This window comes from Maribacter chungangensis (assembly GCF_042676845.1).
Classification (GTDB): domain Bacteria; phylum Bacteroidota; class Bacteroidia; order Flavobacteriales; family Flavobacteriaceae; genus Maribacter; species Maribacter chungangensis.
Genome location: NZ_JBHTHY010000003.1, coordinates 524782 through 545645, shown reverse-complemented (window position 1 = coordinate 545645; position 20864 = coordinate 524782). Strand labels below are relative to the sequence as shown.

The following is a 20864-nucleotide window of genomic DNA, read 5'->3' as shown; positions in this document are numbered from 1 at the left end:
GTTATGAAAAAAAACTACGAACAGCTCATTCAAAGAGTAAAGCAAAGATCCAATCCTGGCGCAATCGATGAATCAGTTCTATTGGAAAAGTCCTTTAGTGCAGAGCTTAGGGGCCTATATGATAAAAAGGTTCTTGTCTATATAAAGCGGGCTATGCAGGGAGTAGAAGCTGTTTATACTAGCAACACGTTCGCGGCCGGGGACAAAGTAAAGGTTCAGTTGAAAAATGTGTATCCAAACTTAGACTATGAATATCAAGGTTCCGTACCGTCAAATACGCACATCAAAGGGTACAGCGATATAGATTTAGTGCAAATTAGCGGTGGCTTTTACGCGCACGATAATAAATCAAATTTTATCGCAAAAAGCCAAAAGTCAAATTTAAGCTACGACCAGAAGATTCGATTAAACGAAGTAATAAATGGAGCACCCTATTTGGGAAATGCAAATGAGGATTTAAAAAAGATTAGATTAAATGCTGAAGAGGTTCTAGCGAAGGTCTATAAAGAGGTCAATATAATAAAGGCCAAATCCATTGAAGTAAATCTAACCAACCCAAAAAGAATGGTAGATGTAGTTACGGCATCTTGGTATAAGTCCGTGGAGGCTGTTGTAAGTGCCAATGACTACGAAAAAGGCATTCAAATCTATAATAAGGCAAAAAATCAGCGTTTAAAGGCAGATTTTCCGTTCTTGAAAATACATCTGCTTAAAACTAAAGATTCGCAAGTTAACGGTCGATTGAAGAAAATGATTCGCTTTTTGAAAACCTTGAAAGCAGATTCGAATATTGAAATTGACTTCTCTAGTTTTGACATCTCTTCCGTCTGCTATAACATAGACAAAATCAAATATTTTGATAAGTCGTATGATGAGCTGGTTCACGTACTGTTTGAGGAATTATCGAAAATTGCCTTGGACTCGGTCTATAGGGATAGCATTCAATCTATTGACAAATCCGAACATATCTTCGGGTATAAACCAGAAAAGATTGCGCAATTAAAGCTATTACTCGATGAACTGGGTATAATAAGAGAAGATTTATTTAAAGATAACTTGGTTAAAAGGTTTTTATCATGAAAAGAATATTTATTGGAAGTTCAAGTGAAGAATTGGTTACTGCCAAGATTGTAAAGGCGATTTTAAAGCAAGATTTTGAGGTTATTATTTGGGATGAGGCATTATGGAATAAATCGATTTTTAAACTAAATCGCAATTTCTTATCAAATTTGTTGACCGCAACTCTAAAGTTTGATTACGGGATTTTAATCGGTTCCCCTGATGACAAGGTAGATTATAGGGGCAAGGAAATGCTTCAGGCCCGTGACAATGTTCTGTTCGAATTGGGCCTTTTCACCGGACGCTTAGGATTGGACAAGTGTGCTTTTCTTGTAGACGATACAGTAAAGATTCCTAGTGATTTGGGAGGTGTCAAGCTGGCAATGTTCAATAAAAACAACCTTGCGGATAAGGTTGAGGAGGTCAGACAGATGTTTCAAAATTCCAGTGAAATAGATATGAATTTTTTTCCTTCAAGCACGTTGGCCTATGCATATTATGAGAACTTTATCAAGTACGTTTGTGAACACTTCATTACCAATAAAGGATTCGATTTCAAAAATATACTGTATCACGATTGTAGGTTCAAAATAATGATACCGAAAACTCTTCCGAATGATTTGAACATGGCATTCCAAAAAATTCAAAATAAGATTGGAGTCGAAAAAATTTCATTCGGTGCCACGGGACGGGTTAGAAATGTACATGTGGATGTCAAAATTGAGAATGGGCAGCTTGTTTTATTGGATTTTCCAACCACACTAACCGGTATTGATCATGCGATTTCAAATTTACTCCCTAACGACTACAAAAATCAAACTGATGATTATAGATTGATTTTGGATAGGGAATTAAATAAATTCATTATAACCTTGAAGAAAACTATAGAAAAAAATGAATACGATGATTTTGTAACTATTGAACGGATATAACGGCCTTTTAGAGGTATTTCAAAGCTTTTAAAAAGTGATAAAAACCGCGTGCAATCTGCGTGCAACCGGAAAATAAAAAAGCTCCCGATTTCTCGAAAGCCCTTTATTTACTTGCGGTCTGGACGGGACTCGAACCCGCGACCCCCTGCGTGACAGGCAGGTATTCTAACCAACTGAACTACCAGACCGTGGCGTTTAGCGTGTGCAAATATATGGTGTTTATTCAATTGCACAAACATTTTCTTTTAAAATATTCGGATACCTAGAGAAATTTATTTCGCTCCGTTAAAAATGTATTTAAGATTGTGGAAAAATCACCTTTGATATCAACATCCAAATAGTTGATTCTATACTGGGCGCATTTGAGTTTTATAGCCGATATATAGTCGTTCAGACCTTTGGTGTAACCCTCTTTTATATTGTCGGCATATAAATCCAATTGCTCCCCGGTCTCTACGTCTATGAATCGTTTTGGCGTGTTGTCAAAGTTAAAGTTAACTTCGTGTTCCTTGTCCAGCAGATGAAAAACTACCACCTCGTGTTTGTTATATTTTAAATGGCGTAGGGCATCAAAAAGTTCTTCGTCCGTTTTCTGGGTTTGGAACATATCCGTGAAGAGAAAAATCAGACTGCGCCTTTTTATTTTTTCCGCAATCTGATGCAAGTAAGTATATGTGGCCGTTTCTTTAGCTGGTTGTGTTTCAAGGCTCACTTCGTTTAGTTTGGCCAATAACATCTGAAAATGCCGTTCACTCCCTTTTTCCGGCGCGTAAAAGTTATACGTATCGGAGTAGATGCTTAACCCTACAGCATCCCGTTGTTTTTTTAATACGTTCATTAGGGCGGCGATTGCCAGTACCCCAAAACCTATTTTGTTTAGATTTTCCAAGTCTAGTTCTTTTACTTTAGGGTAGTACATGGAGGCGGAATTGTCCAAGATCACATGGCACCTTAGATTGGTTTCCTCCTCATACCGCTTGGTGTAGAGCTTATCGGTTTTTGCATACAGTTTCCAATCTATGTGTTTGGTGCTTTCACCGTTGTTGTAAATTTTATGTTCGGCAAACTCCGATGAAAATCCATGAAAGGGACTTTTATGAATACCGCTAATAAATCCCTCTACAATTTGCTTGGCCAGGAGTTCCAGATTTTGGAACAGGGAAGCTTTGTTTAATTCGGACTGCAGGTTCATAGTTCTAAGATAGCTATTATATCGGTGGTTCGAACAAGTCGTTTACCATCAATTTGATGTTGCTTGTTACATTAACAAAAAAAATCCTATCTGGACGGATAGGATTTTTTGTATCTAACAGTGCGTTCATATAGCCCTTTGGGCTAAGGTGCTTTTACAACAAAGCGTCGATAGCGTCCGTATAGGTTTTCTTTGGAGAAACCCCTACTTGCCTACTAACGATTTCCCCTCCTTTGAAGACAAGAACGGTTGGGATATTACGCACACCATATTTAGCCGCGAATTCTTGATTGGCATCTACATCGACCTTGCCAACTACAGCTTTTCCTTCGTATTCCGTGCTTACTTCATCTATGATCGGGCCTACCATTCTGCAGGGACCACACCAAGCTGCCCAGAAATCTACTACTACGGGCTTGTCACTCTTTAAAACTACCTCGTCAAAAGTAGCGTCTGTTATCTCTAATGCCATTTTAATTTACTTTTATTGATTATACAAAGTTAGTCAAATATTTTAGTTGTTCCTTACGGTGGTTGTATATGTTTTGGTTATGAGCGTATTGGTTAAGCCTATAGCCTACAAAGGCTAGGCTTCTTTATGTTCGTATATATGCACAAGATTAAATTTAGGACGTTATCCAAACTAAAAAAGACCGTATGTACAGTTTACGGTCTTTGATCATTACACTACTTTTAAAGCGTTGTTCCAAAGCATTATTTCGCTCCGTTTATAAAGTTTACTTTTCCGGATTCCATGTCGTAGACCGCACCAACTATCTTTAATTTTCCGGCATCTTCCAAGCCTTTCATGGTTGGGGACTTCGCCCTAATGTCCTCTACCGTTTTCTTAACATTCGTCATAATGACCTTGTCCACGAACGCCTTATTTTTAGAACTCACTTCCTCCCCGTTTTCCGCAATTACCGCCGGCCTTATTTCATCCAACAAATTTTGAAGCGATGCCATACCCATAGAACCGGCATCCGTGGCATCTACCGCATGGTGTACCGCACCGCAAGAGGAATGACCCATTACTATGATCACTTTGGATCCAGCTACCGCACTGGCAAATTCCATAGACCCGATAATATCAGCGTTCTCAATATTGCCCGCAACCCTCGCTACAAATACATCACCTATGCCTAAGTCAAATACGTCTTCGACGGGAACCCTACTGTCCACACAGGAAAGTACCAAGGCAGACGGGTATTGGCCTATCATGGCAATCCTGCGCTGCTCCGAGTGATCCCTTCTTGTTAGATTGTTCGCTGCAAAATTTTCGTTCCCCTTTTTCATCCGACCTATGATTTCATCCGGAGACATGTTTTCCTGTTCCTCAGCGGTCATAATACTTTTAATGGGCGCTTCCGTCATGGCGACCTCTTTGGCCACTTCCTTGGCAATTTCCTTAACCATTTCACTGGATACACCTGTTGTTTTGGCGTCTTTACACGATATCCCAAACAAAGCTATCATGGCCACTACTGCTGCAAATTTTCTATTTTTCATAACTTCTGTTTTAAGATATTGTTTTTACTTTTTACTTGTTCATAAACTGTGATGCAAACTAAACTGAAGCTGTCCTTTGCCCCAATTCACCGTTTTTTGGTTCATCCAACCAAGTTGCACGCGCACTTTGGGCGACAAGACGTAACCAAGACCCAAATAGGTCCTGTTGCGATCAAAAAGTTCCGTTGTTCTTCCATTACCTAGGTCGGTTTGTCCGTTTATGAACAGTTCATTGTACAGAGCAAGATAAATAGCATCTTTTTCCAATGCTGTTTTATTGAAGGGCACGTTAAAAAAGAGCATATATCGATAGCGTGTTCTAAAATCCTGATCTTCTACAAATCGTTGTTCGTATCTAAACCGATGGGTTAAAAAGTAACGACTTCCCAGTTTCTGGGGAATCAATGCTTCTTGGTATATTCTGTTCTCACCGGATGTATCACTGATTTCTCCAGGAACACCTGAGGTGATGTTGGCATAACCGAGCGTAAAAAGAACGTTTGCCTCCTTAGGGCGAAATGTTAATCCACTACGCAGTAATAATTGTTCCATGTCGCCAAGACCTGCCCAGTCGCGATATTGAAAGTCTCCCTGAATTCCCCATTGGCTATTCTTGAACTGCAGGTTGTAAAAATACATGTACCATGCTCCTGTTTGGGATTCGTCTACCTGTGCGGATGAATTAGTGCTCAATTGCACAAAAATTAAAAGGATAAAAAACCGTTTGATCATACTGTTTTAATTTTAAACGAAATTATATAAATTGGTATTGCTGTGATAAAAGATTGTGATACTTTTAACTTATAGCAGTAATACTATTGATTTTAAGTTACGTCTAAGCATAAGAAGTATCAAAGTTGCGTATGGAAGTGCCTCTTAAACTAATCTGTTAAATGGATTTTAATTTAAAAAAGTCATAATTCTTTTTGATGAATATGGTAATCATATCGGTTCGAGTGATGCCCTACAAGCGTTTTGCCAAGAAGTAAAAGTCTAGAGAACCCTACTATTTTCCTCATTGTAAAGACTTTTCGAATAAATCAATCCCAAATTAGGTCTAACACTTTTCAAAAAACACAACCGGTTAGTTCAACTTAAAATGTACCTGCTGCTTTTCCAGCTCTTGTAATAATTCGCTGCTGATCTGTGCTTTTTGTTTTCTACTGGATAGGTTGACTTTGATTTCTTCCTGCATCTCGTACACCACAAAATTGATAGCATGATCTCCCTTATGCATTGTTAAGGTATCTTTTAACTCGTGAATACCTTCTTCTTGCAAATTATCAATGTTTAGCTTTATGGTCAGTTTTTTGGCATAGGTTTCCATCACTTCCTGAAGTAATAAAAAACCATTGAACTGCATTCTTGGATCTCCTTTTTTGCCCGTATCGCGGTTCACCCATCCCTCCCGGATAAATATTTTTGCATACACAAAGGAATTGACCATCAAGAAATGTCTGAATTTCAGATACTCTTCCCCAAAAATCCTAAACTCAAAAGAATCTGTATAATCTTCCATGGTAAATGCGGCCCAGCCCTTCCCGTTTTTGGAAATACGGTGTTGTACATCTGTAATTACCCCGGCCACCGTAAGTTCTCGGTTAACATAACTCTCCATATCGTTCAAATGGGAGATGCCAGCGTTACAAAAGGCCGTTATTTCAGTTTTGAAATCGTCCAATGGATGTCCGGAAATATAAATACCAACGACTTCCTTTTCCCTTTTTAGTTTTTCCATAGTACCCCATTCTTCGCAAGGCGGCACCACAGGTTCGGGGATTTGCGCCTCGCTGATGCCGCCGAACATATCCATCTGTGAAGAATTTTTGTTCTCTTGGTATTTAGCGGCAGACTTGATTACCTTTTCCAAAAAGGTAATGTTGTCACCTTCGGTATGGAAATATTGTGCTCTATGCGTGGTTCCAAAAGAATCGAAACCACCTGCAACCGCCAGATTCTCAAAGGCTTTTTTATTGGCCGAACGTAGATCGATGCGTTTTGCCAAATCAAATACGGAATGGTAGGGTCCGTCCTTTTTTCGATGTTCCACTATAGTCTCTACCGCGGCACGACCAACACCCTTTACCGCGCCCATACCAAAACGCACCGCCCCTTCTTGGTTTACGGCAAATTTGTAATAGGATTCGTTTACATCCGGGCCCAGTACATCCAAGCCCATCCGCTTACATTCTTCCATAAAGAAAGTTACCTGCTTTATGTCGTTCATATTATTGCTCAGTACAGCCGCCATATACTCGGCAGGGTAGTGGGCTTTTAAATATGCGGTTTGATAGGCAATATAGGCATAACAGGTAGAGTGACTTTTGTTAAAGGCATACGCTGCAAAGGCTTCCCAATCTTTCCATATTTTTTCCAACACTTCCGTAGGGTGTCCGTTCGCGGCGCCACCTTCCAGAAATCGGGGCTTCATTTTTTGCAGTACGGCAAATATCTTTTTACCCATCGCCTTACGCAGAACATCCGCATCACCTTTGGAGAAGCCTGCCAATTTTTGCGATAAGAGCATCACCTGCTCTTGGTACACGGTAATACCATAAGTTTCCTTTAGGTATTCTTCCATATCCGGAAGGTCATAGGCAATTTCCTCCCTCCCGTGCTTACGGGCAATAAAGCTGGGGATGTACTCCATAGGTCCGGGTCGGTAGAGGGCATTCATGGCAATAAGGTCATCGAACACGGTAGGTTTTAGGTCCTTCATGTGTTTTTGCATGCCTGGGGATTCGTACTGGAACACGCCTACGGTTTCCCCTTTTTGGAACAGCTCGTATGTTTTTTCATCGTCCAGCGGAAAATCGTCCGGCACCAAGTCTATGTTGTGCTTGGCCTTTACGATTTTAACCGTGTCCTTGATCAAGGTCAATGTCTTTAGCCCCAGGAAATCCATCTTTAGCAGACCGGCACTTTCCACAACGGAGTTATCGAACTGTGTTACGTACAAATCGGAATCCTTTGCCGTGGCTACGGGCACAAAATTGGTAATATCGCTGGGTGTAATGATGACCCCACAGGCATGGATACCCGTATTACGTACCGAACCTTCCAAGGTCCGGGCCATTTTAAGCGTTTGCCCTTCTAGGTCGTCCCCTTCATGTATGTTTAATAGCTCGTGTATTTTTTCCAGGTCCTCGGCACGAAATTTCTTTTTTAAATCGGCATCGGACTGACCAAAGATCTTGCCCAATTTGGACATGGTAGGAATGAGTTTGGCAATCCTGTCGGCATCCCCTAATGGCAAGTCCAAAACCCTAGCGGTATCTCGAATGGAGGATTTTGCCGCCATGGTACCGTAGGTAATAATTTGCGCCACTTGGTTGGCTCCGTATTTATTGATCACGTAGTCCATCACACGGCCACGGCCCTCATCATCAAAATCGATATCGATGTCGGGCATGGACACCCTATCCGGATTCAGGAACCGCTCAAAAAGCAGATCGTACTTTAGCGGGTCAATGTTGGTAATGGTCAAACAGTAGGCAACAACGGAACCGGCTGCCGAGCCCCTACCGGGACCCACGGAAACATCCATATTTCTCGCCTCGCGTATAAAATCTTCCGTAATCAAAAAATACCCGGGATAGCCAGAGTTTTTTATCGTATCCAGCTCAAAGTCGATTCGTTCCCTAATATCGTCCGTAATTTCCGGATAGCGTTTTTTGGCCCCTTCGTAGGTGATATGACGCAAATAGGCATTCTCTCCTCGGTTACCGCCATCCACCGCATCCTCCGGATCTTTAAATTCCTCGGGAATATCGAAAACGGGTAAGAGTACATCACGTGCCAGTTCATAAGGTTCGATCTTATCAACGATTTCTTGAACGTTCAATATAGCTTCCGGAACATCCTTAAAGAGTTCCTTCATCTCATCCTGAGACTTAAAATAGTACTCTTGGTTGGGTAGGCCATAACGGTAGCCACGTCCGCGTCCTATAGGCGTAGCCTGTTTTTCTCCGTCTTTTACACAGAGTAGGATATCATGTGCATCGGCATCCTCCTTGGCGGAATAATAGGTGTTGTTCGTGGCCACGAGTTTAACATCGTGTTTTTTTGAAAACTCAAGTAAGACCTGATTTACGCGGTCCTCATCCTCCTGACCGTGGCGCATCATTTCTATATATAAATCGTCCCCAAATTGGGCCTTCCACCACAATAAGGCTTCTTCGGCCTGGTTTTCACCAACGTTCAATACTTTTCCGGGCACCTCGCCATACAAATTTCCGGTAAGCACAATGATATCCTCTTTGTACTGTTGAATCACTTTTTTGTCGATTCTTGGTACATAGTAAAATCCGTCCGTATAGGCAATAGAGGACATTTTGGCCAGGTTGTGGTAGCCCTTTTTGTTCTTAGCCAAGAGAACGATTTGGTAGCCGTAATCCTTTATGTTCTTATTGGTATGGTCCTCACAGACGAAAAACTCGCAACCAATGATGGGCGTAATTTCTTTTCCAACGGCTTCATCCCCATTTTCCAGCGCCTCTTTGTTCTTTTCTTTTACCGCTTTGTTGTAGCTGCCAATTTCTTTTACAAAGTGAAAGGCACCCATCATATTGGCGTGATCGGTGAGCGCAACCGCTGGCATGTCATTCGCAGCCGCAACCTTTACCAAGGATTTTATGTTCATGGTAGATTGCAGTACCGAAAACTGGGAATGGTTATGAAGGTGCACAAACGTGGCATCTTCCAGTGTTTTTATGTTTTCCTTTATTTCTGCCTGACTAACACCGCCGGTATCCTTCTCCCAAAGGGCATCGGCAATTTTTTTGGAGGCTTTTTTAAGGTTGATGTGCTTTAGGCCTATGAGCTGGATCTCCTTGGGATTCGCCTCCGAGAACCGCTTAAAATAGTCGGGCTGTACATCCAACTGTTCCGCGGTGTACTGTCGTAAACGCACCAACTCCAAAAAACAACGGGTAGTTGCCTCGACATCTGCGGTGGCATTGTGCGCCTCTCCAAACGGTTTTCCGAATAAATGCTGATGGAGCTCCGTTAGCGTAGGCAATTTAAACTTTCCGCCACGTCCCCCGGGAATTTGACACAATTGCGCGGTATGCTCGGTACAGGTATCCAGCACAGGTAAATCGTGCAAGGGATTTGCGACCCCTAAACGGTGGAATTCCGCACCCATAATATTGAGGTCAAAACCTACATTTTGACCCACAATAAATTTGGTCTTTGCCATGGCGGCATTGAACTTTTCCAACACCGCGGTAAGGGCAATGCCTTCTTGCGCCGCCAACTCCGTAGAAATACCGTGAATCTGTTCCGCATCATAAGGGATATTAAATCCGTCCGGGCGCACCAAGTAATCCTCATGTGCTATCACCTGGCCCATCTCGCCATGTAGCTGCCATGCGATCTGTATACAACGCGGCCAGTTGTCGGTATCGGTGTAAGGTGCGTTCCAGCGTTTGGGAAGGCCGGTGGTTTCGGTATCGAAGATTAGGTACATAGGGTATGTTCTAACGGTTTTGGGCGCCCTAGGATTAAGAGTTGGACTCATAAAAAAAGGGAGGTTAAAATTACGTAAAAGGACTTGGCTTAAAAAGAGGAGTTACCAAGAGTTATTAACCTAGGGCGTTTTTATATTTAGTACCTTGTTAAAACTAAAATCCATTTAACCATGATTCAAACTACAATTTCCAGAGGCTTTTATTTGTTTTTCGTGTTGGGATGCATGTTCACTTGTAATTGTACGTATGGACAAGAAGAGGGCAATAGACCTCCCAACTTCATCATCATTTTTGCCGATGATCTAGGATATGGCGATTTAGGCGTGTTCGGACATCCATCTATAAAAACACCGCATTTGGACCGTATGGCCTTCGAAGGTCAGAAATGGACGAATTTTTATGCAGCTGCAAGCGTTTGCACACCAAGTAGGGCAGGTTTATTAACAGGAAGGTTGCCCGTAAGGAGCGGAATGGCCAGCAACGAACATCGCGTGCTTTTCCCAGATTCCAAAAATGGATTGCCAGCGTCCGAAATCACCTTGGCCGAGCAACTAAAGGAGGTAGGTTACGCCACGGCGGCGATAGGCAAGTGGCATTTGGGGCATAAAGAGGAATATCTGCCCACGAATCATGGATTTGACAGCTATTTTGGCATTCCCTATTCAAACGACATGGACCATATTAATAATAAGGGGCATCAAAACTATTGGGAGCAGCCCAACGATTCCATAAAGACCGAGCATTTTAACGTACCCTTGCTCCGTGGCACCAAGATTGTAGAACGGCCAGCAGACCAGAACAACATCACTAAACGCTATTCGGACGAGGCGGTCAGTTTTATAAATCGGCAAGGCAAAAAGCCATTCTTTTTGTATCTCGCCCATAATCTGCCGCATATTCCGTTGTTCGCATCCAAAGATTTTTTAGGAAAAAGTAAAAGGGGTTTATACGGTGATGTAATTGAAGAAATTGACGACGGGGTCGGTAAAATCATCAATGCCCTTAAAGAAAATGGTCTTGCGGAAAATACTATTGTTATTTTTACCTCGGATAACGGGCCGTGGTTACCGTTCAAAAATAATGGCGGTACTGCAGGCCTGTTAAGGGCGGGAAAGGGAACCACTTGGGATGGAGGCATGCGCGTACCCACGATTTTTTGGTGCCCCGGCAAGATCAAACCCAGCGTAGTTTCCGATTTGGGCTCCACCATGGATCTATTCACCACATTTAGCAGGATGGCAAACCAAGAAATTCCCAAGGACAGGCTTATGGATGGTCTTGACCTGACGGACGCCCTGTTGCAAGGTCTTCCCAGCCCCAGAAAAAGCGTGCTGTTTTATAGGGGAGTTGAATTGTTCGCCGCACGTCTAGGCGATTACAAGGCGCATTTTATAACCCAAGGTGCTTATGGGGAGTTCGGTGCGCGTATTGAACATAAAAAACCATTGCTATTTCATGTTGCGTTTGATCCAAGTGAACGTTTTGATATTGCCGACAGTCATCCAGAAGTACTCAGTAACATTAACGAACTTGTTTCCGGGCATAGGGCCAAGCTCATTCGAGGAAAAGATCAGTTGGCGGAACGGGAATAGTGGTTGTTTGTGTGGTTTGATGCTCATTGTAAGGTTGATTATAATAGTCGGCCGTAAAAGCATTCACAAGGTTAAACTAAGCCGAGAATTGAAATTTCCTAACGGATGCAAGGTTATTAAAAACATGCGGCACATTGATTTCAAATGATGAAAATAAATTTGTAATCAAATATGGAAGAGTTATAGCCGAAAGTTATATATTTGCATCCGCTTTACGATAAAGCAAAATATAGAATTAATAATCAAGGGTCGGGCACCCTACAAATTAATGTGATATGCCAGTAAAAATTAGATTACAGAGACACGGTAAAAAAGGAAAACCATTCTATTGGGTAGTTGCAGCAGATGCAAGAGCAAAAAGAGATGGTAAATTCTTGGAAAAATTAGGAATATACAATCCTAATACCAACCCAGCTACAATTGAAATAAACATTGATAATTCCGTAAAGTGGTTACAGAACGGTGCACAACCTACGGATACTGCACGTGCAATTCTTTCTTATAAAGGGGTGATGCTAAAGAATCACTTATTGGGCGGTTTACGCAAAGGTGCGCTAACGGAGGAGCAAGTAGCGGAAAAGTTCAATGCCTGGTTAGCAGAAAAAGAAGCTGCCGTTGCCGCCAAGGTCGGTGGTTTGGATAAGCAGAAGGCTGATGCCAAAGCAGCTGCCTTGAAGGCCGAGAAAGAAGTAAACGAAAAGCGTGCTGCCGAGGCTGCCGCTGCCCTAGCTCCAGAACCGGTTGCCGAAGAGGCGAAAGAAGTAGAGGAAACGGCAGCTGAAGAAGCTCCTGTTTCCGCTCTTGATGCCGCAGTTGAAGAAGCGAAAGGTGATGCTGCCACACCATCAGAAGAGAAATAAAATACAAACGATATGCGACAGGAAGATTGTTTCTACCTAGGCAAAATCGTTTCAAAATATAGTTTTAAGGGAGAGGTGCTTGTAAAGTTAGATACCGATGACCCTGAAATATATCAAAATTTGGAATCAGTGTTCGTTTCTTTAGGAAACAACCTGGTTCCATTTTTTATTGATAGATGTCGCCTTCATAAATCCGATTTGTTACGTATAGATTTCGAGGAGGTGAAGACGGAGTCCGATGCGGACCGCATCATGGGGTCCGAACTTTATTTACCCCTTACCATGCTGCCTAAATTGACAGGAAATAAATTTTATTTCCATGAGGTCATTGGTTTTACGGTAATGGATGCCGTACATGGCGACATTGGAACCATACAAGGTATAAACGATAGCACGTCTCAGGCATTATTTGAGGTTTTAAAAGGGGATAAACAACTCCTTATCCCTATTACCGATGCCATTATTACAAAGGTCGATAGGGAGAACAAGACTATTCAAGTAAGTACTCCAGAGGGTTTAGTGGGGCTTTATCTGGATTTGTAACCTGCTTACCGTAATATTATAATCATGTTCCGTTTACCCCACACTCTTTGATAGTAGCTGGTTTTACGTTGTAAATTAATGCTCAAATCCAAGACTCTGGTCATAATCATTTCGCATGGTTTATAAATTGAGGTTTTCACAAATAGCACTGTGAAACGGATATAGTATCGCGAAGAATTTCCGACATGGATGGAATCATAATAACACACCTAACTTTATGATCGAACCTATGGTCATACCCTACCATTAAACTGAAAAACTCAAACTTTTATTTACGAAAGAAGTACGGCAATTGTGTAATGGGCCGGATAGATCACTATATACTTTTTACTATCATCCCTAGTACCATAGCATTCACCCTGCGAGTTCCTTACAATAGGTATTGTACAAAAAGAAAAGCCTTAGGAAAATTCCCAAGGCTTTATCAAAATTAAACTAACTCAACAATCATTAAAAAACAGCTACTCTTGTTTTGCCCACCACAGTGGTGTGAATATTGCATCTTCACCTTCAAGTGCTCCAACTGCCTGCCCGTATTGGGTTGGCAGATTATTAGAGAATCCTGACGGAAACCTAAGTCGCTGAGGGAAAACCCCAACACTATTGGTCATTACATTACTAGGTGTAAGTTGTGGCATTACAGGAAGCGGCGCCTCTACGGCAGGATTTTCGAAGAAAGGAAGCCCTAATCTTCTGTGGTCGCTCCAAGTTTCCAATGGTAGCCATGGGGTTTGGGCAATGAACTTTTGTGTTATAATTTTATTTAACAAATCGTTTTTAACACTACCGCCCATGTAAATATTATTAGTTGGATATGCGAAGGTTGTTGTACCGGGCGTACCTGTATAACCGTCCACATAGTCCATAGTAACCGTCGCTGGTGGTTCTGCCGTATGGTTCCAACTTACAGATGTACCTGCCCTGTTGTAATCCTGAGAGCTTAAATAGGCCCCTAAGTGCTCAGAAACACCATTATACTCAAAGCTGTCCGCTATTCCTTGTTCGTAAGCAGCTTGTCCACTCATTGGTACATTCCATCCTCTTACGGCGGCTTCTGCAATTAAGAAATGTGTTTCCCATGAAGCAAAGAAGATTCGCTCGGCTGCACTGTTTCGGAATTTATTACCCAATCTTGGAAGGGTACCTGGATACCTTAATCTATTACGACTTCCTTTTTCTCCCCATTCTCCTATAACAGGGGCGTTCCATGAGAAGGCACCATCTATGACAATATCGTTAGTCTCCCCATTTTCATCATTGTCTTCTTCACCGATTATAAGACTTCTTTCCGTAGTAGTCGCTGCAGAGTTCCATGGCGGAAAAGAGTTAAAGTCTGTATTGTCCGTATCCCCAGGGATTGGAAAAAGACTATAAGCTCTTGGATCGATTTTAGCATGTAGACCATCAAACCAGAAACCGGCGGAGGGATCGTTAGTCAATTTAGTAAAGTGGTCTTCAAATTGTAGGCCTAAATAATTTTCTGGCTTTATACTGGCATGCTTATCCGCAGGCAAGGTAGTCGTAGATTCCACACCGCCTAAACCAACCATAAGGTTGTTGAGGGTAGGGGATAAATATTGATTGTTCCATGGTCTGGTCATAACTCCAGAGTAATCGTTCCAGCCACCGAGTTCCGCAACTTTAAAGTTATCGCCAGGTGTAGCCAAAATAGGACCACTGGCAGCATCTTCAAATTCTTGTTGTGCTTTTGCCGGATCCACTTCTGAAAGCCTCATAGCAAGTCTCATTCGTAATGAGTTCCCATACTTTTGCCATTGTGCATAATTATATCCGTAGGCCGGATCTAGGTCTGCCAGTCCGTTAGGGTTTACTACGTCAAGGTCTAGTGCCGCGGTGGCTTCTTTAAGCTCTTGCAGCATAAAATAATAAACATCCTCGACACTATCGTAATCCGGATTTATACCCTGAAAACCATTGATCGGAATAGGTCCAAAGTTGTCTGACATCTCGCTCATTAAATATACCCTCCATATACGTGCTACTTGTTTTAGGTTATTCGTATACTCACGGATATTGTCATTTGCAATCTTCTCATCGGCTACGGTTATGGCCGTGTTTATGTTTCGTAACCACCTAGAAATATAGTCATTGTAATAATCCGTTGTCCAGCTATCGCTGTCACCTCCCACGGGCAGGGTTCCTATTCGATCCATTCTACCGGCCGCCTTCCAGTATAATATAAATACCCGCTCTGCAATGTGCGGATTCTGTTGCGCTCCACCTATAGAGGCGTTGATAAAATACTCTACTTGCACCTGATCGGCGTTGGCCGCTTGTGGGTCAATATTGATTTCTTCGAAGTCTTCCGTACAGGAAACCATTAAAGCGAGACTACTGATGCACAGCCCCATTTTAGTTAATAATTTACTTTTTTTCATAATTTTCAATTTTTATTTTTTATAAAGATAAGGAAACATTAAAAAACAACGATCGTACTGTTGGAGGTGACAGGTTTTCAAATCCAGTGGCGTTAGATCGTGTAGCGAAAACCGATTCCGGGTCTACGCCGTTCAGGTTGCTATGTATCATCCAAACATTATTAGCGGAAAGGCCAAATTTAGCACTTTGAATACCCGTGTTTTTAAGCCATTTAGAATTAAGTACGTAATTAATGCTTACGTTTCTAAGACGTACGTGCGTGGCATCATAAATAAAGGCTTCCGCAATACCCAGGTTTCCTGACCTATTGGCGAGCGCGGTCCAATAATCCTGTGGTGTTACCGCGGTAGTATTCGCAACAAAGTTACCCGTACCATCATCTACTACAGCATCTACAACGATGTCCTCACGGCCACCATCTATTACAGTTACTGCTGCATTACCGGAGCGTTGCAGGAATCTATTGGTTCCAGAGAAAATATCACCACCCAAACTAGCATCAAGCAAGAAACCTATAGACCAATTCTTGTAAGCAAACGTATTGGACCAACCGATCAACGCATCTGGCTGTTGATTGCCCAGTTTAGAAGTTACATTACCCTCGGAAGGCAACGGCAGACCATCTCCATCTACAACTATTTTACCAAAATTAGGACTAGCTTCATCTTCTATCCGGCGGAAGGTAGTTCCCCAGATTTCACCATATAGTCCTCCTACAGGGGCAATTACAGCTAAGTTATCGAAACCGCCCAATTGAAATTGAGATACATCGTCTATAAGAGCCTCTACTGTGTTTCTATTTCTTGCGAAATTGACATTGGTGTTCCAAGAGAAACCATTTGGATTGCGGAAAACATCTGCGTTCAAGGTAATTTCAAAACCTTCGTTCTGTATGTCGCCTGCGTTTACTCTTTGGGAGTTAAAGCCACTTAGCGGGTCTAATGGAATGGCCAATAACTGGTTTGTAGAATTCGTACGGTACCAAGCGGCATCTATCGATAGGCGATTGTTAAAGAAACGCGCTTCCACACCAACTTCGGAAGATTTTATCAACTCGTTTACCAAATCCGGATTGTTCAATGTATTGTTTGTTCCTGCCGTTGTATTATTGTTGGGGTCATTACCAATAGAAAACACATTCAAAAGCTGAAAAGGAGCCAAATCGTTACCTACCGTAGCATAAGAAGCGCGGATTTTACCAAAATTGAACCATCCTTCTGCGGAGGTATTTAGCAGCTCGCTGAAAACAAAGGAGCCATTAACCGAAGGGTAGAAAAAAGAGCGATTCTCAGGACTTAATGTGGAAGTCCAATCGTTTCTTCCGGTTACATCCATAAAAAGTATACCATCGTAGTCAAAACCTATGGAGCCAAACATAGAATTTATCTTCTTTTGACTAAAACTTTGCCCCACCGATGCCTGGTTGATACCATTATTCAGCGAGAAAAGATTTGGAACCTCCAATTCCCCAGCGTTACCACTGATGCCGTCACGTCGTTGTTGCATTAACTGTGCCCCCGCCGTAAAGGAGAAACCTAGTTTACCAAGAATATCACTTTTGGAACCATTTACAATAGCCAGGTAGTTTTCTTCAATAAAAACGTCCTTACTTAAACTAAAACGGCCATTGGGAGAAAGTGGACTACCTGAAAATTGTTTTGTTTCTGCATTGTTTGTATACATGTCCGCACCACCTCTTAGTTCTGCGGTTATCCAGTCGTTGAGCTTATATTTTATTGCACCGTTTAATAAAAAGCGATCCCTGCTATCTTGGTTAAGATTGTTTTGCGCAGCCCAAAATGGGTTTACTGAGTTGCTTTCCAAAAACCAAACCATGTTACCGAATTCATCTACAGGGTTTCTGAAATCGTTTAGATTTAGGGTTCTTGGAAGACCTATTATCGAACGATGAACGTTGTTTATATTCTCACCTCCTAGCGGTCGGTTTTGAGCATTCGCTGCTGTATATTGAATTTTAACGTCCGTTGTCCATCTTTTATTCGGACCAAAATTTGAAACGGCTCTAGTGGTGAAGTTGAACCTTTTAAAAGAAGCATTTGGAATATTGCCCCTGTCGTCCAAATAGTTTAACGAAGAATAGAGTGAAGTCCCATCAGAAACCTGTTGTTGAAAGGAAAGGCCATAGTTCTTGGTCAAACCACCATTGTAAAAATTTCTAAGATTATCATGCGATCGTAACGTAACCAAGTCACCCTTCCAATCCTGCACGGTCTGACCATTGATCTGTGGCCCCCAACTTTGGGTCGCTAGTACATCATAGTTACCGCGATCACCTTGCCCAAAGGAATTTTGAAATTCCGGATTCATGAATACATTTTGAAAACCAGTTGATGTAGAAACGGTAATCCCTAGACCCTTTCTTGTTGTTCCGGTTTTGGTCGTAATCAAAATTACACCGTTACCTGCACGCGATCCATATAGTGCGGCTGCCGATGCACCTTTTAATACCGACATTGACTCAATATCATCTGGATTAATGTCTCCAAGACCGTTACCCAAATCCGCTGAGGGATTAAAAAAACTTTCGTTATTACCACCCGTAAAGTTATCCATGGGCACACCATCTACAACAATCAAGGGTTGGTTATCTCCGGTAAGTGAATTATTACCACGTAACACAATTTTAGAAGAACTAGCAGGACCGTTACTACCACGTATTACTTGAAGACCGGATACTTTACCGGACATGGCGTTAACCAGGTTGGTCTCTCTTGCTTCCAAAAGTTCACCACCTTTTATTTCCTGTACCGCGTAGCCTAGTGCTTTTCTTTCTTTTTTGATACCTAAGGCCGTTACAACAACTTCATCCAACATTTGTGAATCTTCTGTAAGACTTACGTTTATGGTAGCCCTGTTTTCGGTAGCCACTTCCTTGGAGGTGAAACCTAGGGAGGAGAATACCAGTATCGCGTTATTTGATACCGTTATGGAGTAGTTCCCATCAAAGTCAGAGGAAGTTCCATTTGTAGTGCCTTTTTCAATAACATTCACAGCCGGAAGCGGCATGCCCGATTCGTCAGTGATGGTTCCTGAAACCGTGGTTTCTTGCGCCAAAATCGTTTGTGAGAGTAGTAAGGCTACAAGTGTTAAAAACCCAAAGATTTTTCTGTTCATAGAGATGGAGTTTAGTTTTGCTGTTAGTTGTTCAAAATTTCATTGAACATCGAATTTGATGACAGACTAATAATATAAAGAAAATATTCGACGAATAACGCCAGATTACAGTCAAATAGCAAATTACGAAAACGTTTTAGTATATATGTCTTATGTGTAACATATTATTAAAATCTAGATACTTCTATTTACAAGTTTAAAGGAAACGTAGGGGCCGGTGGTCATAGAATGGGTTAAGACAGGTAAACCTATACGTTAAAATATTGAAATTCAGCACTTTTTACTTTCAGTACACTATCTCATCACCACTTGGTTTGTTTTGAACAAATATTTTAGCGGTAAAGATATTTTCACAAATTTATTTAAGCTGTTAGCCTTAATAAGCGAAATGTTTAGCAATAGTACCATTGCGCTTATACCCTAACCATATTTTACTTGAGGATTTCACAAATGGACTTAGCTTCTCCAAAATATTAGTGCTGTTGTCCATGTCAGTATTTTAATTCCTATCTACATCTTTGGACACAAAGGATTTAGCAGGTGGGGAAAATAATTTTAGTGACATCCTATACGGAAATCACCATTATTAAAATCAAAAACGCTTAATTGCATCATCCTTTACGCTCTTTAAAAGAAATGCCGTAACAATCACTTAATTAATTGGCTAAACTGAGCTATCTAAAATTTTTGAGCCATGGATCTTTCTTCAATTCAAGTGCATCTAAAAGTTTAGCATGAAGTTCCTGCTGTAACAAGATATTTCTTGCTGCCAAATTTTGCATTTGATAGGGGTCTGCCAAATTATCGAATACATATTTATGGATATTTCCAGAATTTTCAATAGCAACTACATAGGTGTATTGCTTTGTGCGTATGCCTCGATGCCCAGATTCCGGCCTACCCTCTTCGATATAATAATAGAGTTGATATGACGGACTTTCACCTTTTCCCGTAAGCAATTGATCTGATAAGTCCTGTCCGTCCAGATCGGAGGGTACACCCTTCGTTGCTCCCATGAGGTTTACTAATGTTGGCATAATATCCGGAGTACCTAACAAGATATCATTCTTTAATCCCATTCCTATGCGTTTAGGCCACTTTATGATGAAAGGTACATTGATAGCCTCTTCATACCAAATATTTTTAGACATTAATCCATGACTTCCCATCATTTCACCATGGTCCGAGGAGATGACCACAATGGTATTCTCATCCAAGCCTTCTTTCTTTAACGCTTGTAGCACGCGACCGATCTGTTCGTCTACCCCAGTAATCATAGCAAAATGATTGCGCACGTGTTCTTTTGCTAATTGCGCTCTGCCCCTTGTAGCTCCTTTATGAAAAGCTAAATGCTCAGCTTTTGTATCTAAATCGACATTTACTCTTATTAATAACTCCTCCAAAGACCTGTGTTTATACGGCTCTAAATATTTTTCAGGTACATGTTGATAGGGTGGATGTGGCGGATTCATGGACCAAAAAAGGGCAAAAGGTTTTTTCTTGTTCCTCATGGTATCCTTTTTGTTTTTTATATACTCTATAATGATATCCGCCTCGTGTTTAGGTGACCATTCGTTTATATACGTAAGTTCTTCTTCTTTTGCATCATTAATCCAATAATGAGGTGTAAAGTGTTGGTCATAAGTGCCATAGGAGTACCAAAAATTAAAACCATGACGATCCTCCTTAGGGGTATAGGCATCCCATATTATCGAATCTTTTCCGGCTATGGGCCGGGGAGAGGTAAGGTGTAATTTCCCAACATAACCAGCATCATACCCGTTCCTTATTAAAATATCCGAGAAGCTTACATCGTGCCGTTGCCAAGAATTATTGTATTTATAACGTTGGCTATTACTGTTGGTCAATACTTGATTGTTATACGGTAATTTACCGGTCATTAACATGGCTCGGTGAGGGCTGCATAAAGGAAAGTTGCTGATCGCATTTGTCAGAACTAGGCCCTCTGAGGCTAGCTTATCCATGTTAGGCGTATGAACTGGGTCGCGATGATGCAGCCCCAAAGAAGCATTCCTGAACTGGTCAGGAAAAATATACAGTAAATTAGGCTGTTCCGGAACTATTATTTTAGGTTCCTCTTCGCAGGAGAGCACCGAGACTAGTATTGTAAAAAATAGATAGGGAGCATAAAAAAAAGAACTCTTGCCCAT

At 41.6% G+C, this 20864-nt stretch carries 13 protein-coding genes and 1 tRNA gene; 5 read left to right on the top strand and 9 right to left on the bottom strand.

The features are described from left to right. Positions 1-3 precede the first annotated feature (3 nt). Both ACFQZJ_RS02255 and cap12 read left to right on the top strand, forming a co-directional pair. On the top strand, positions 4-1080 hold the full coding sequence (locus ACFQZJ_RS02255; protein ID WP_379931975.1) for a hypothetical protein: 1077 nt from the start codon (positions 4-6) through the stop codon (positions 1078-1080). Next, positions 1077-1991 (top strand): CBASS system CD-NTase-associated NAD(+) hydrolase Cap12, encoded by a 915-nt coding sequence (gene cap12, locus ACFQZJ_RS02250; protein WP_379931974.1) that lies wholly within the window; start codon positions 1077-1079, stop codon positions 1989-1991. Before ACFQZJ_RS02255 ends, cap12 begins: the two co-directional genes overlap by 4 nt. Positions 1992-2105: 114 nt before the next feature. On the opposite strand, the gene ACFQZJ_RS02245 is transcribed toward cap12, so the two are convergent. From ACFQZJ_RS02245 to dnaE, 6 genes are all read right to left on the bottom strand, one after another. Continuing rightward, positions 2106-2179 (bottom strand) — tRNA-Asp (locus ACFQZJ_RS02245). Positions 2180-2253: 74 nt separating this feature from the next. Next, complete coding sequence (locus ACFQZJ_RS02240) at positions 2254-3183, bottom strand: DUF58 domain-containing protein (protein ID WP_379931972.1); 930 nt, start codon at positions 3181-3183, stop codon at positions 2254-2256. Between the two features lie 154 nt (positions 3184-3337). Then, entirely contained in the window at positions 3338-3655 is a 318-nt protein-coding gene (gene trxA, locus ACFQZJ_RS02235; RefSeq protein WP_379931970.1) for a thioredoxin, read from the bottom strand. Positions 3656-3897: 242 nt separating this feature from the next. Then, complete coding sequence (locus ACFQZJ_RS02230) at positions 3898-4692, bottom strand: carbonic anhydrase family protein (protein ID WP_379931968.1); 795 nt, start codon at positions 4690-4692, stop codon at positions 3898-3900. Positions 4693-4731: 39 nt separating this feature from the next. After that, complete coding sequence (locus ACFQZJ_RS02225; RefSeq protein WP_379931967.1) at positions 4732-5424, bottom strand: DUF2490 domain-containing protein; 693 nt, start codon at positions 5422-5424, stop codon at positions 4732-4734. Positions 5425-5776: 352 nt separating this feature from the next. Then, complete coding sequence (gene dnaE / locus ACFQZJ_RS02220; protein ID WP_379933109.1) at positions 5777-10162, bottom strand: DNA polymerase III subunit alpha; 4386 nt, start codon at positions 10160-10162, stop codon at positions 5777-5779. Positions 10163-10333: 171 nt separating this feature from the next. Here dnaE and ACFQZJ_RS02215 point away from each other — a divergent pair, with 171 nt between their 5' ends. The 3 genes from ACFQZJ_RS02215 (at position 10334) to rimM (ending at position 13158) form a co-directional block, all read left to right on the top strand. Next, complete coding sequence (locus ACFQZJ_RS02215; RefSeq protein ID WP_379931965.1) at positions 10334-11755, top strand: sulfatase family protein; 1422 nt, start codon at positions 10334-10336, stop codon at positions 11753-11755. A 275-nt stretch (positions 11756-12030) separates the two neighbouring features. Further along, positions 12031-12615, top strand: coding sequence for a 30S ribosomal protein S16 (locus tag ACFQZJ_RS02210; protein ID WP_379931963.1), 585 nt, complete (start codon positions 12031-12033; stop codon positions 12613-12615). Between the two features lie 12 nt (positions 12616-12627). Further along, on the top strand, positions 12628-13158 hold the full coding sequence (rimM, locus tag ACFQZJ_RS02205) for a ribosome maturation factor RimM (RefSeq protein WP_379931961.1): 531 nt from the start codon (positions 12628-12630) through the stop codon (positions 13156-13158). 461 nt (positions 13159-13619) lie between these two features. Here the strand turns inward: rimM and ACFQZJ_RS02200 are convergent, their stop codons facing one another. The 3 genes from ACFQZJ_RS02200 to ACFQZJ_RS02190 form a co-directional block, all read right to left on the bottom strand. Further along, entirely contained in the window at positions 13620-15557 is a 1938-nt protein-coding gene (locus ACFQZJ_RS02200) for a SusD/RagB family nutrient-binding outer membrane lipoprotein (RefSeq protein ID WP_379931960.1), read from the bottom strand. Between the two features lie 19 nt (positions 15558-15576). Further along, entirely contained in the window at positions 15577-18693 is a 3117-nt protein-coding gene (locus ACFQZJ_RS02195) for a SusC/RagA family TonB-linked outer membrane protein (RefSeq protein ID WP_379931958.1), read from the bottom strand. A gap of 674 nt (positions 18694-19367) precedes the next feature. Then, positions 19368-20864 (bottom strand): sulfatase family protein, encoded by a 1497-nt coding sequence (locus ACFQZJ_RS02190; protein WP_379931956.1) that lies wholly within the window; start codon positions 20862-20864, stop codon positions 19368-19370.